The 12,496-nt window shown below is 56.7% G+C and carries 12 protein-coding genes; 6 read left to right on the forward strand and 6 right to left on the reverse strand.

What is annotated here, in order from left to right; genetic code table 11:
• The first annotated feature begins 35 nt into the window (after positions 1-35).
• Together OTG14_RS15130 and paeA are read left to right on the forward strand one after the other, a co-directional pair.
• Positions 36-1,583, forward strand: coding sequence for an MFS transporter (locus OTG14_RS15130; protein ID WP_267215324.1), 1,548 nt, complete (start codon positions 36-38; stop codon positions 1,581-1,583).
• A gap of 194 nt (positions 1,584-1,777) precedes the next feature.
• On the forward strand, positions 1,778-3,115 hold the full coding sequence (paeA, locus tag OTG14_RS15135) for a polyamine export protein PaeA (protein ID WP_023310162.1): 1,338 nt from the start codon (positions 1,778-1,780) through the stop codon (positions 3,113-3,115).
• 71 nt (positions 3,116-3,186) lie between these two features.
• On the opposite strand, the gene OTG14_RS15140 is transcribed toward paeA, so the two are convergent.
• Positions 3,187-3,393 (reverse strand): DUF1107 domain-containing protein, encoded by a 207-nt coding sequence (locus OTG14_RS15140; RefSeq protein ID WP_008501430.1) that lies wholly within the window; start codon positions 3,391-3,393, stop codon positions 3,187-3,189.
• Between the two features lie 324 nt (positions 3,394-3,717).
• Between OTG14_RS15140 and OTG14_RS15145 the strand changes: the two genes are divergently transcribed.
• Complete coding sequence (locus tag OTG14_RS15145) at positions 3,718-4,275, forward strand: YtfJ family protein (RefSeq protein WP_032651402.1); 558 nt, start codon at positions 3,718-3,720, stop codon at positions 4,273-4,275.
• Here OTG14_RS15145 and cysQ read toward each other — a convergent pair.
• Positions 4,269-5,009, reverse strand: a complete 741-nt coding sequence (cysQ, locus tag OTG14_RS15150) for a 3'(2'),5'-bisphosphate nucleotidase CysQ (RefSeq protein ID WP_024907298.1) — start codon at positions 5,007-5,009, stop codon at positions 4,269-4,271. The two genes, OTG14_RS15145 and cysQ, sit on opposite strands and share 7 nt — an antisense overlap.
• Before the next feature lie 190 nt (positions 5,010-5,199).
• Here cysQ and OTG14_RS15155 point away from each other — a divergent pair, with 190 nt between their 5' ends.
• Positions 5,200-7,143 carry a bifunctional 2',3'-cyclic-nucleotide 2'-phosphodiesterase/3'-nucleotidase gene (locus OTG14_RS15155; RefSeq protein ID WP_267215325.1) on the forward strand — a complete coding sequence of 648 codons (1,944 nt, stop codon included), beginning with the start codon at positions 5,200-5,202 and terminating at the stop codon, positions 7,141-7,143.
• A 97-nt stretch (positions 7,144-7,240) separates the two neighbouring features.
• On the opposite strand, the gene OTG14_RS15160 is transcribed toward OTG14_RS15155, so the two are convergent.
• Positions 7,241-7,627 carry a winged helix-turn-helix transcriptional regulator gene (locus OTG14_RS15160; protein ID WP_252033230.1) on the reverse strand — a complete coding sequence of 129 codons (387 nt, stop codon included), beginning with the start codon at positions 7,625-7,627 and terminating at the stop codon, positions 7,241-7,243.
• A gap of 84 nt (positions 7,628-7,711) precedes the next feature.
• Between OTG14_RS15160 and OTG14_RS15165 the strand changes: the two genes are divergently transcribed.
• Both OTG14_RS15165 and OTG14_RS15170 read left to right on the forward strand, forming a co-directional pair.
• Positions 7,712-8,560 (forward strand): SDR family oxidoreductase, encoded by an 849-nt coding sequence (locus OTG14_RS15165; RefSeq protein WP_157188517.1) that lies wholly within the window; start codon positions 7,712-7,714, stop codon positions 8,558-8,560.
• 96 nt (positions 8,561-8,656) lie between these two features.
• The gene (locus OTG14_RS15170) at positions 8,657-9,370 is read left to right on the forward strand and encodes a 4'-phosphopantetheinyl transferase family protein (protein WP_267215326.1); all 714 of its coding nucleotides are present in this window, start codon (positions 8,657-8,659) and stop codon (positions 9,368-9,370) included.
• On the opposite strand, the gene OTG14_RS15175 is transcribed toward OTG14_RS15170, so the two are convergent.
• The 3 genes from OTG14_RS15175 to OTG14_RS15185 are packed head-to-tail and all read right to left on the reverse strand — an operon-like array spanning position 9,338 to position 12,496.
• Positions 9,338-10,285 (reverse strand): alpha/beta fold hydrolase, encoded by a 948-nt coding sequence (locus OTG14_RS15175; protein ID WP_090419361.1) that lies wholly within the window; start codon positions 10,283-10,285, stop codon positions 9,338-9,340. The two genes, OTG14_RS15170 and OTG14_RS15175, sit on opposite strands and share 33 nt — an antisense overlap.
• The gene (locus tag OTG14_RS15180; protein ID WP_267215327.1) at positions 10,278-11,447 is read right to left on the reverse strand and encodes an alkane 1-monooxygenase; all 1,170 of its coding nucleotides are present in this window, start codon (positions 11,445-11,447) and stop codon (positions 10,278-10,280) included. Before OTG14_RS15180 ends, OTG14_RS15175 begins: the two co-directional genes overlap by 8 nt.
• Positions 11,441-12,496: a 2Fe-2S iron-sulfur cluster binding domain-containing protein gene (locus OTG14_RS15185; protein ID WP_267215328.1), complete on the reverse strand. Its 1,056-nt coding sequence runs from the start codon at positions 12,494-12,496 to the stop codon at positions 11,441-11,443. Before OTG14_RS15185 ends, OTG14_RS15180 begins: the two co-directional genes overlap by 7 nt.

Genomic DNA, 12,496 nt, shown 5'->3' on the forward strand with positions numbered 1-12,496 from the left:
AACGGGTTAATCATTACCCTACACTGGATATTATTATGGTCAAACCAACTGAACGTAGAGTGGGTTATGGCGTGGCGCTCGGCTACGGCGTAACCGATCTTTTTGGCGGGGGTGCGTTTACCATTATCGGCACCTGGCTGTTATTTTTTTACACCACCTATTGCGGACTCTCAGTCATTGAAGCGGGATCTATATTCGCTATTGCCCGCGTGATTGATGCGCTATTAAGCCCGATTATGGGCTATATCACCGATAACTTCGGGGATACCTGGCTCGGGCGTAAATTTGGCCGTCGCCGCTTCTTTTTATTACTCAGTTCACCGCTCATGTTTTTGTATGCCCTGCTGTGGATGACGGACATGGGTTACTGGTATTACCTGGGCACTTACCTCTCTATTGAACTGCTGTCGGCGATGGTGCTGGTACCCTGGGAGACCCTGGCGGCTGAGATGACGAACCGGTATGAAGAGCGTAGCCGCCTCTCAGGCGTGCGGATGATCTGCTCCCAACTGGGCGGTTTTCTTGCGGTTTCCGTTCCCGGCGTGATTATGCAGTTTACGGGTAAAGATAATCCGTTTACCTATACCCTCACCGGGCTGATATTTTCCTGCGTGTTCTGCCTTGCGGTGTTTATTACCTGGTACACCACCTGGGAAGCAAAGGATGTGCATCAAGAGTCAGATTTTAAAGTGGACAACCAGCGCAGCAGCGGGATACTCAATCACCTGAAATATCTGGTGCTGGATCTCTTTTCTTCATTCCGTATCCGCGCGTTTCGCCTGCATATCATTATTTACATCTTTTCATTCACGGCGATGGACGTATTCGGCTCGGTCTTTACCTATTACGTCGTGTATTGCCTGAGCCAGGATGCCTCGGCGGTTTCCGGCTGGCTGAGCATTGCGGCCTTCGCCTCGGTACCCGGCACCTATGGATTTATGCTGTTGCTGAACCGGCTGAACGTCACGCCGTCTGCCGCCCTGCGGCTCTCCTACGGCTGTATCTTCCTGGTGCTGGCCTTCCTGTTTACGGTTTACCTCACCAAAACGCAGGTCCCGACGCTGCTGTTCTCCGCGGTCTTTATTCTGCTCGGTGCCGCCCGCGCGGGCCTCTATTATATTCCGTGGAACATTTACAGCTTCATTCCGGATATCGATGAGATGGTGACCCAGCAGCGCCGCGAAGGGATTTTTGCCGGGGTAATGGTCCTGACCCGCAAGAGCACCGTGGCGATTGCCATCATGATTATTGGCCTGGTGCTGCAGGAATCCGGCTTTGTGAAGGGCAGCGGCGCGCAGCCTGAAAGCGCGCTGGGGGCAATTATCGGCCTGATGATCTTCGCAACGGCAGCCCTGCTGGCGGTCAGCTTCTTCACCACCTACAGGTTCAAGCTCACCCGTGAGACGCACAAGCTGCTTCTGAAGGAGATTGCGCGCCGTAAGCTGGGTGGGGATTACCGCGACTGCGACGCCGGGACCCGCGTGGTGATCAAACAGCTCACAGGCTATGAGTATGACCAGGTGTGGGGAGGCGATGCCACCCGTCGGGCGGTGGGCGATGTCCGCCTGTCTACCGTGAAATAACGCGATGTACCGGACAGCGCCCGCTGTCCGGTCTGTTTTATGCCAAAAATGTGACCTCTGGCAGATTTACATCTCTTTACGCTATACTACCCGCTGAAATAATCGGCTCAACGCTACGAGCTGACGTTCAATGTGTTTTCACACAAATGGTATCAACTTCCCTTCCGAGGATCTGGCGAGAAGCCGGATAAACTATGTTAAACAGTATTTTAGTAATACTTTGTCTGATTGCCGTCAGTGCATTTTTCTCGATATCTGAGATCTCGCTGGCCGCGTCCCGTAAAATCAAACTGAAGCTGCTTGCCGATGAAGGCAACATCAATGCCACCCGCATTCTGAAAATGCAGGAAAACCCCGGTATGTTCTTCACCGTGGTGCAGATCGGCCTCAACGCGGTCGCCATTCTCGGCGGTATCGTGGGTGATGCGGCGTTTTCCCCGGCGTTTTATAGCCTCTTTGTTAAGTACATGTCCGTTGAGCTGGCCGAACAGCTGAGCTTTATCCTCTCCTTCTCGCTGGTCACCGGCCTGTTTATCCTCTTTGCCGACCTGACCCCGAAACGCATCGGTATGATTGCGCCAGAAGCTGTGGCTTTGCGTATCATCAACCCGATGCGCTTCTGTCTGTACGTGTTTCGTCCGCTGGTGTGGTTCTTCAACGGCCTGGCGAACGTGATTTTCCGCATCTTTAAGCTGCCGATGGTGCGTAAAGACGACATCACCTCTGACGACATCTATGCGGTCGTAGAAGCCGGTGCGCTGGCCGGGGTACTGCGCAAGCAGGAGCACGAGCTGATTGAGAACGTATTTGAACTGGAATCCCGTACCGTGCCGTCTTCCATGACGGGCCGTGAAAGCATTATCTGGTTCGATTTACATGAAGATGAGCAGAGCCTGAAGAACAAAGTGGCGCAGCATCCGCACTCCAAGTTTCTGGTCTGTAATGAAGATATCGACCACATTATCGGCTACGTCGACTCCAAAGACCTGCTGAACCGCGTGCTGGCGAACCAGAGCCTGGCGCTGAACAGCGGCGTGCAGATCCGCAATACCCTGATTGTGCCGGACACCCTGACGCTCTCCGAAGCGCTGGAAAGTTTCAAAACCGCCGGGGAAGACTTCGCGGTTATCATGAACGAATACGCGCTGGTGGTGGGTATTATCACCCTGAACGACGTGATGACCACGCTGATGGGCGACCTGGTTGGCCAGGGGCTGGAAGAGCAGATTGTTCAGCGTGACGATAATTCATGGCTGATTGATGGCGGCACGCCGATTGAAGACGTGATGCGCGTGCTGGATATCGACGAGTTCCCGCAGTCCGGCAACTACGAGACCATCGGCGGCTTTATGATGTTTATGCTGCGTAAGATCCCGAAACGTACCGACTCGGTGAAGTTCTCCGGCTACAAGTTTGAGGTGGTGGATATTGATAACTACCGCATCGACCAGCTGCTGGTGACGCGCATCGACAACAAACCGACCGTACTGGTGCCGAAGCTGCCGGACGCGGAAGAGAAGGTGTCGGCGTAACGTTCCAGCCCCCAGAAACATCAACGGCTCCCATCGGGAGCCGTCTTTTTAACTACTGCATAGCACGTTGGTTAAGCCATCTCAGTCTGCAGACGCATAACCTGACGGTTGACTTCGGACATCACAGACAGGTGCTGTTTGTCCTTCACTTTTGGGACAAGGATCTTGCCCTTATCAAACTCAAAAGCGCCAACATCCTTGATATACAACCGTCCACGGAACAGGATCTTCACGTACTTCGCCACTTGAAGCGGGTTGTAGCGTTGGAAAATTTTCATTCTTGTATCTCCTGCGAATCATACGCTCTTGCGGTGCCACAATCGGCCCGACTGTCCTGAGCGCAAATTTTAATGCCCAATGACTATAGACCAGAACTACGGTGTTACCCAGTGTGCATAAGTTTATTTACCGTTTGATTACAATTATTCAGAATAATCTTTGCAAAGCGTGACTGAGAGCAGTATAAGCCGTCGTTTTTTCATGGATATGTGCGTTCACCCGCAAACTGGCATCGGGATTGCGGGAAAACCACATTGATCGCACTTATCATTAAAAGCGCAAGACCAAGTGGTCGGATCACCTGCAAACAATAAGGAAACGCCATGACCCTACGTAATATCCTTGCAGCAGCCTGCCTGCTGCTGCCCCTGTGGGCTTCCGCTCACAGCATTGAAAAAGGACAACGTGTACCGCCAGTCGGCATTGCTGACCGGGGAGAATTGATTCTCGACAATGATAAGTTTAGCTACAAAGCCTGGAATAGCGCGCAGCTCGCGGGCAAAGTGAGAGTTGTACAACATATTGCCGGTCGTACATCTGCAAAAGAGAAAAATGCCAACCTGGTGGAAGCGATCAAGGCCGCAAAATTCCCTCACGACCGCTACCAGACCACCACGATCGTGAATACCGATGACGCCATTCCGGGCTCCGGGATGTTTGTGCGCTCAAGCCTTGAGAGCAATAAAAAGCTCTACCCGTGGTCGCAGTTTATCGTCGACAGCAACGGCGTCACCCGTAAGGCCTGGCAACTGGAAGAAGAGAGCTCCGCCATTATCGTGCTGGATAAAGAAGGTCGCGTTCAGTGGGTGAAAGACGGTGCGTTAACCCAGGAAGAGGTGCAGCAGGTTGTTGACCTGCTGCATAAGCTGCTGGCTCAATAAATCGAGACGCGGAAGCCGGGGTTGAGGAAGGATTCGCGCGGGGTATAGTCCAGTGGCTTGCCCTGCCAGTCATGAACGTGCGCCCCGGCTGCCGCGGCAACGGCATGCCCGGCTGCGGTATCCCAGACGTTGGTTGGCCCGAAGCGGGGGTAGAGCTGCGCATGACCTTCCGCCACCAGGCAGAATTTCAGCGATGAGCCAATCGAGGTGGTCTGGTGTTCACCCAGCTGTTGCAGATACTCCTGCAGCTCGCTGTCGCTGTGCGAGCGGCTAATCACCACCAGCGGTGGACGCGCATCGCGCACCTGGATCTGCTTGCGCACGCCGCACTCTTCCTTCCACGCCTTCCCTTCTGCGGCGCTGTACATCACTTTCATGACCGGCGCATAGACCACGCCCAGCACCGCTTTTCCCTTTTCAATCAGGGCGATATTAACGGTGAATTCACCGTTGCGTTTGATGAACTCTTTTGTCCCGTCCAGCGGATCGACCAGCCAGTAGCGCTGCCAGTGCTGACGCTCCTCCCAGCTTTGCGGCGCTTCTTCTGACAGGACAGGGATGTCCGGCGTCAAGGCCTGTAACCCTTTCAGGATAACCTTATGTGCCGCAATATCCGCCGCCGTGACCGGAGAGTCGTCCGCTTTGCTGACCACCTCCATAGGTTTACTACCGTCATACACCTGCATGATGGCATCTCCCGCATCCCGCGCGAGCTGACAAATTTTATCTAGCATTTTCCACCTCTTTGTTAACGCAGTGAGGTTAACTCTTTGTTTTAGTTATATCGTAATGTGAACAATTCCGCTATCTGTGAAGCAATTCCGGTTTCAGGTTACATTTTTCTGTCAGGATTCACATTTCTGTAAGCAACAAGCTATAGATACATACTCTTTTGTGGTCTGCATCGAAAAAAGGACTCCTCTGATGATTAAGTTTAGTGCAACGCTTCTGGCGACGCTGATTGCAGCGAGCGTTCAGGCGGCGACGGTAGATCTGCGTATTCTGGAAACGACCGATCTGCACAGCAACATGATGGACTTCGATTACTACAAAGATACCCCGACGGAAAAATTCGGACTGGTACGTACGGCAAGTTTGATCAATGCCGCACGTGGCGAAGTGAAAAACAGCGTGCTGGTCGACAATGGCGATCTCATTCAGGGCAGTCCGCTCGGAGATTACATGGCGACCAAAGGGCTGAAAAAAGGCGAGATCCATCCTGTTTATAAAGCGATGAACACCCTGGATTATACCGTCGGAAACCTTGGCAACCATGAATTCAACTACGGTCTGAAATACCTCCATGACGCCCTGGCCGGTGCGAAATTCCCGTACGTTAATGCCAATATCATCGACGTTAAGACCCAAAAGCCGCTCTTTACCCCTTACCTGATTAAAGAGACAAGCGTCGTCGACAAGGACGGTAAAAAACAGACGCTAAAAATCGGCTATATCGGTTTTGTCCCGCCGCAGATCATGACGTGGGATAAGGCCAACCTCGACGGTAAAGTGACCGTGAACGACATCACCGAAACCGCGCGCAAATACGTGCCGGAAATGCGTAAAAAAGGCGCCGATCTGGTGGTCGCTGTCGCCCATTCGGGTCTCTCCGCCGATCCGTACCAGGCCATGGCAGAAAACTCCGTTTACTACCTCAGTGAGGTCCCGGGTGTCGACGCGATCCTGTTCGGCCATGCCCACGCCGTCTTCCCTGGCAAAGATTTCGCCAGCATCAAAGGGGCGGACATTGAGAAAGGCACGCTCAACGGCGTGCCGTCGGTGATGCCGGGCATGTGGGGCGACCATCTGGGCGTGGTGGACCTGGTGCTGAATAACGACAGCGGCAGCTGGAAGGTGACGCAGTCAAAAGCTGAAGCGCGCCCGATTTACGACGCTGCGGCTAAAAAATCACTGGCGGCGGAAGATAAAAAACTGGTCGACGTGCTGAAGCACGATCACGACGCCACGCGCGAATTCGTCAGCAAGCCGATCGGCAAATCCGCCGACAACATGTACAGCTTCCTGGCGCTGGTGCAGGATGACCCGACCGTTCAGGTCGTCAATATGGCGCAGAAAGCCTATGCCGAACACTTTGTGCAGGGCGATCCGGATCTGGCAAAACTGCCGGTCCTGTCCGCCGCAGCGCCATTCAAAGTGGGCGGACGTAAGAATGACCCGGCAAGCTATGTGGAGGTCGAAAAGGGCCAGTTGACCTTCCGTAACGCCGCCGATCTCTACCTCTATCCGAATACTTTGGTGGTGGTTAAAGCCACCGGGAAAGAGGTGAAAGAGTGGCTGGAGTGCGCTGCCGGACAGTTTAACCAGATTGACCCGCACAGCAGCAAGCCGCAGTCGCTGATTAACTGGGACGGCTTCCGTACCTATAACTTCGACGTGATCGACGGCGTGAACTACCAGATTGACGTCACCCAGCCGGCGAAATATGACGGCGAGTGTCAGGCGATCAACCCGCAGGCGGAGCGCATCAAAAACCTGACCTTCAACGGCAAGGCGATCGACCCGAATGCCACTTTCCTGGTGGTGACCAATAACTACCGTGCCTACGGCGGTAAGTTTGCCGGTACGGGCGATAGCCACATCGCCTTTGCTTCTCCAGATGAGAACCGCTCGGTGCTGGCGGCGTGGATCAGCGCGGAGTCGAAAAAAGCGGGCGAAATACATCCGGCGGTGGATAACAACTGGCGTCTCGCGCCGATCCACAGCGATACGCCGCTGGATATCCGTTTTGAAACGTCACCGTCCGATAAGGCAGCCGCGTTTATTGAGCAGAAGGCGCAGTATCCGATGAAACAGGTCGCGACGGATGATATCGGGTTCGCGATTTATCAGGTGGATTTGAGCAAGTAAAAGCAAAACGGCAACGCACGTTGCCGTTTTTGGTGTTTGTTCCCTCTCCCTGTGGGAGAGGGCCAGGGTGAGGGCATCAGGCCGCACATTCCCGGTTTTACGCCGCGCGATCGTCCCGATTCGCCATCACCTTCGGCGTATTTACCTCAATCCAGTCCGCCAGCGCGGCGACCTTCTCGCTCACCTCAACGCCCAGCGGCGTCAGGCTATACTCTACGTGCGGCGGCACCACCGGATACGACACGCGATCGACAAACCCGTCCTGCTCCAGCGCCTGGAGCGACTGGGACAGCATCTTTTCGCTCACCCCGCCCATTTTACGGCGCAGATCGCTAAAGCGATGCGTTCCCTGGCGCAGGGCCAGCAGGATCAGGACACCCCAGCGGCTGGTCACGTGTTTGAGCACCTCGCGTGAAGGGCACTGCTCCGCGAAAAGATTGCCATCGCGCATTTGTTCGCTGAGCGTCGGTATCGTTGTTTTCATACTTACCTTTTTGTACGTACTTACTAAAAGTTAGCTATGGTGCTAGTGTGCCACAACATCAGACAAACACGAAGGAGATTCACCATGATCGCGATTACCGGCGCTACAGGCCAGCTTGGCCATCTCGTTATCGAACAGCTGTTGAAAACCGTACCGGCCAGCCAGATTGTGGCCATCGTACGTAACCCGGCGAAAGCGCAAGCCTTAAGCCAGCAGGGGATAGTGGTGCGTCAGGCAGACTACACGGATGAAGCCGCCTTCGCCGCCGCGCTGAGCGGCGTGGATAAACTGCTGCTGATCTCTTCCAGTGAAGTCGGCCAGCGCGCAACCCAGCACCAGAACGTGATTAACGCCGCCAAAACGGCAGGAGTGAAATTTATCGCCTACACCAGCCTGCTGCACGCGGACAACTCACCGCTCGGTCTGCACGTTGAACACGTTGCCACTGAAAACGCGCTGGCGGCGTCCGGCATTCCTTATGCCCTGCTGCGCAACGGCTGGTATACCGAAAACTATCTGGCGAGCGCGCCGCCTGCGCTGGAACACGGCGTGTTTATTGGTGCGGCAGGCGAAGGCAAAATTGCCTCTGCCACCCGCGCAGACTATGCCGCGGCGGCAGCCAAAGTGATTGCTGAAGAGGGCCACGCGGGCAAGGTGTATGAACTGGCGGGCGACCACGGCTGGACGCTGAGCGAACTGGCGGCTGAACTCAGCAAACAGAGCGGGAAGCCGGTCACCTATCAGAATCTCAGTGAAGCGGATTTTGCCGCCGCGCTGAAAAGCGTCGGCCTGCCTGCCGGGCTGGCAGATATGCTGGCGGACTCCGATGTCGGTGCCTCCAAAGGGGGACTTTTTGACGATAGCCATACGCTGAGCAAACTGATCGGGCGCGCAACGACGCCGCTGGCGCAGAGCATCAAAGCCATTCTGTAACGGCCTGACCGTTTTCTCCCGCGGCCGGGTGATTCCCCTTACCCGGCACGCACTTATATGGCATTCTGTCCTCCCGACAGATACCGAAACCCTGCTATGTTTACTGCGATAAACACGGATTCCGCGCCCCCTTTTATTCACTCCGTTGAGATGGGCAACGTCGCCCCTTTCCCCGCACTGCGCTACTGCCTGGTCTCATTCACCGTGCACGAGTACCATGACGGGCTCTTTGATAAATGGGGCATCCCTTTTCCCGTTCCGCTCAACGGCGCCGTGGTAAAACGCCGGGCGGAGTATCTTGCGGCGCGTTACGCCGCGCAGCGGGTGCTGAGATCCTTCGGCTGTGACGCTACGCCGGGCAACGCGCCGGATCGTTCTCCGGTGTGGCCTTCCGGCTGGCGGGGAAGCCTGTCACATTCTCATGAGTGGGCGCTGGCGGTCATCGCGCCAGAGGCGTCTGGCCTGACGCCGGGCGTCGACATTGAGTTTTTTGCCCCCGGGATGATGCAGCGGACAGCGCACCTGTTTACCACACCGCAGGAGCGGAAATGTCTTGCCGCCAGCCAGATCGACGAGGCCAGCGCGCTACTCATCACCTTTTCCGCGAAAGAGAGTCTCTATAAGGCGCTCTATCCTGAGGTTGGCCGCGCCCTCGATTTTGACGCGGCCCGCGTGTGCCACATCGCGCCTGAACAGCAGAGGATCACCCTGGAGCTGACCCAGACGCTGTCACCTCAACGCGTAAAGGGCAGCCGGATCCAGGGCTATTATCAGCTCTCAGGCGACAGGGTTATCACGCTCATTGCCTGACGCCAGCAAGGGAGCCAGATACGCCATCACCATGTCGATGCCCTCCCCCGGACGGCGCAGCGGATTATGTCCCTGACCGTGGGTCTCTGCCAGCCTCGCGCCAGGCCAGGCGTTGACCAGGCATTCCGCTTCGACCCGCAATACGATGTCATCGCTGCTGTCGTGAATAACCAGAGCCGGCTGATCGACCTGCTGCAGCCCCTCATAGGCGTTAAAGCGCTGCCAGACCGCCTCGCCAATACCAAAGTACCCTTCAATATACCGTCGTAGCCTTTGCTGCTGACGACCCGGGAGATTCAGGATCGCGGCATATTTGGTGACCAGCCCGCTAAAGTGCGTCGGCGCCCCCACGATAACCAGCGCGCGGGTCCGCAATCCCGCTTTTACCGCATTAATAACGGATAACCCGCCAAACGAGTGCGCCACAATCGCGTCAAAACCCCCTTCCTGCTGCGCCAGCTGTTCAATGATTTCAATGAACTCGACGATGCTGCTCTGACGTCCAGCCGCGTTGCCATGTGCGGGGGCGTCAAACCCGATGACCTGAAAGCCCTTTTCGACCAGCGTCTTGATCAGCCTGCCAAAGTGGGAAGCCCTCGACTCCCAGCCGTGGGCTAACAGCACGGTAGGTCCCTCGCTGCCCCAGCGGTACACCACCGCATGTTTACCATTACTCAAAGGGAGAGACTCAATGCGGCTCGCCAGCGCCGTCATCTCTTTATCGCCTGCACGCGTCGGCACCCGGCGCGGCGTAAAAAACCGATTGCCCAGCCAGTCGGCGGTCGCCCCCGGCACAACCCGATCCATCAGGCGGATACCGGCCTTCACGCATGACACCATCGGCGAGCGCAGGTAGGCGGGGCCACGATACTGCTGGTAGGCTTGCTCAATTAGTCGATCAAATTGCTCACTCATGGGACTCTCCGGAAACACAGGGAACAGTGGACTTAACCGCGGATGATTCAGACTGACGGATCAGGGCACGCTCTGCGTCACTGGCAACGTGTTCGTCCCAGTACGCGAGTTTTGCTTCCATTCGCTTAAACCACAGCGGCGGGATCAGCGCGTAAAAAATATGGGCGACATACCCTTTTTCGATTCCCACCGCGTAGCTGTGCGCCTGCAAATTCCAGTATTCACGACGCGGATGGGTGTGATGATCGGAGTGGCGCGTCAGGTTCAGCAGACCGGCCGACGAGGCCCGGTTATTGCAATCCCAGCTGTGTCGCGGCTCCACGCGCGTGCCGGGCAGACGAACCAGACCGTAGTGCTGGATATAATTCACCGTTTCAAACAGGAACTTAGAGACCAGCATGGTCACCAGGCACGCCAGCGCGCCCCGGACGCCCGCCGCCGTAAAGCAGACTGCCACGATCAGCAGGCTCATCAGCACCCCGCTCACCACCCGGTTCACCAGCATGGCGCCGCCTCGGTTCTGAAGCGACAGCCGCTGCGCTTCCACCTGCCAGGATTCAACATACTGCGACAGAGAAGAACGGATAAAGAAGCGATACACACTCTCCCCACGACGCGCCGTCGCGCCGTCCGCCGGGGTCGCCACGTTAGGATGATGCGAATAGACGTGTGAAATCGAAAACTGCGCATCGCCGACCAGCGCCAGAAGCCAGCGCCCGACCATCATCGCCGCCAGGCTGTGGGTTTTGTGGATAAGCTCATGGGCCACCACGGTATTGGTGCTCATGGTATAGCCGGTGGAGACCGCCGCAAGCAGCAGCTCAGGCTGGGTAAGGTGATGCAGCGCCATGATGTTGTGACCGGTCAGGGCGGAAAGCCATGCGCCAAACCCGAGCAGATCGCCCGGCGCGGCCTGCCAGATAAGGGCGAACAACGCCAGCAGCGCGGCTGGGAGCTGTAAATACGGGATGATTTCCAGCAGCGCCGGCAGGCGGTAGTGGCGATCGGCGGTGTCGTGCGTGGTTGCGTTATCGAAAAGGAGATAGCTCAGCGTCACGCAGAGGATAGAGACGACGATCCACACGCCGCCGAGCACGGTCGTTAGCGCGGTTAGGGGTAAAAAAACGCAGGGGACAAGGGCAAATCTCAGGTAACTCAACATACGGGCTCCTTATTGTTATGACTGTTTTTTGCACCGACCGGCGGGGAGAAGCAGTCCATTTCAAGCAGGTGGCTCATCACCCCTCCGGCGAGCAGCCTCTGCCGACACGCCTGCGCCAGCGCGGGATTGCCGCAAATCACGACGCGCCATTCGGCTACCGCCGTCCGGCGGGGATAGAGGGCGCGCCAGTCGTCCAGCCAGCAGGTAATGCGTCCTGCCAGCTCCATCGCCTGAACCTCACGCTCCCGGGATAACGCGTGCAGATAGTGAAAACCGGGATAGTGCTGACGCAGACGCTGCAGTTCCTGCAGGTCGAATGTGTCATGCCGCCTGCGAACCGCGTGGATCAGCATGACCTCGCGGTGGGGATGACGCGCCAGCGCGGCGCGGACCAGACCCAGCGTCGTTCCGAGTCCCGATCCACTGGCGATAGCCAGCAGAGGACCGCTACCGTCATCCCGCTGGCCGAACTGCCCCCGGCAGTCTGAGAGCCATACCTTCAGTCCAGTCGCCTGTTCATCACACAGCAGTGGGGATAGCCGCCCCTCTTCACGGCGCGTGATATCCAGAACAATCTCTCGCCCCTGGCTCGGCCAGCTCACGGAGAAGCTCCGGATATCCTTATCCTTTTCGAGACCGACCTGAACGTATTGTCCTGGCTGAAAGGGCAACGCCTGCTCCGCCAGCAGCGTCACGCGCCATACCGTGGATGAGAGCGCAACAGCCCGCTTAACTCGCGCAGGCGTCCAGGACGCGGATGCCGCGGCCAGCGTTAAATCCGATTCTGGCAGGCACTGGCATGCCAGCACGTGGCCAGCGGCAATCTCTTCCTGGCTGAGCAAATAGCTCAGGTCGACAAGCGAACGCACCTTGCCGCTCGTTACCCGGCAAAGACAGGATTTACACGAGCCGACCTGGCAGTTATACGGCAGGGAAACGCCGGCGTTGAGCGCGCTTTCGAGAAGCGTATGGCCGGACGGCAGGGGGAATTCATGTCCCTCAAGCGTCCCCTGAAAATGACCGCGGCGGGAAAACCATCTCTTCAGCAT

The organism is Enterobacter pseudoroggenkampii (assembly GCF_026420145.1).
GTDB lineage: Bacteria > Pseudomonadota > Gammaproteobacteria > Enterobacterales > Enterobacteriaceae > Enterobacter > Enterobacter pseudoroggenkampii.

Excerpts from the sequence above, each read along its gene's own strand:
- OTG14_RS15130 (WP_267215324.1), top strand. The coding sequence starts at position 36 with ATGGTCAAACCAACTGAACGTAGAGTGGGTTATGGCGTGGCGCTCGGC.
- paeA (WP_023310162.1), top strand. The coding sequence starts at position 1,778 with ATGTTAAACAGTATTTTAGTAATACTTTGTCTGATTGCCGTCAGTGCA.
- OTG14_RS15140 (WP_008501430.1), bottom strand. The coding sequence starts at position 3,393 with ATGAAAATTTTCCAACGCTACAACCCGCTTCAAGTGGCGAAGTACGTG.
- OTG14_RS15145 (WP_032651402.1), top strand. The coding sequence starts at position 3,718 with ATGACCCTACGTAATATCCTTGCAGCAGCCTGCCTGCTGCTGCCCCTG.
- cysQ (WP_024907298.1), bottom strand. The coding sequence starts at position 5,009 with ATGCTAGATAAAATTTGTCAGCTCGCGCGGGATGCGGGAGATGCCATC.
- OTG14_RS15155 (WP_267215325.1), top strand. The coding sequence starts at position 5,200 with ATGATTAAGTTTAGTGCAACGCTTCTGGCGACGCTGATTGCAGCGAGC.
- OTG14_RS15160 (WP_252033230.1), bottom strand. The coding sequence starts at position 7,627 with ATGAAAACAACGATACCGACGCTCAGCGAACAAATGCGCGATGGCAAT.
- OTG14_RS15165 (WP_157188517.1), top strand. The coding sequence starts at position 7,712 with ATGATCGCGATTACCGGCGCTACAGGCCAGCTTGGCCATCTCGTTATC.
- OTG14_RS15170 (WP_267215326.1), top strand. The coding sequence starts at position 8,657 with ATGTTTACTGCGATAAACACGGATTCCGCGCCCCCTTTTATTCACTCC.
- OTG14_RS15175 (WP_090419361.1), bottom strand. The coding sequence starts at position 10,285 with ATGAGTGAGCAATTTGATCGACTAATTGAGCAAGCCTACCAGCAGTAT.
- OTG14_RS15180 (WP_267215327.1), bottom strand. The coding sequence starts at position 11,447 with ATGTTGAGTTACCTGAGATTTGCCCTTGTCCCCTGCGTTTTTTTACCC.
- OTG14_RS15185 (WP_267215328.1), bottom strand. The coding sequence starts at position 12,496 with ATGCTGAAGAGATGGTTTTCCCGCCGCGGTCATTTTCAGGGGACGCTT.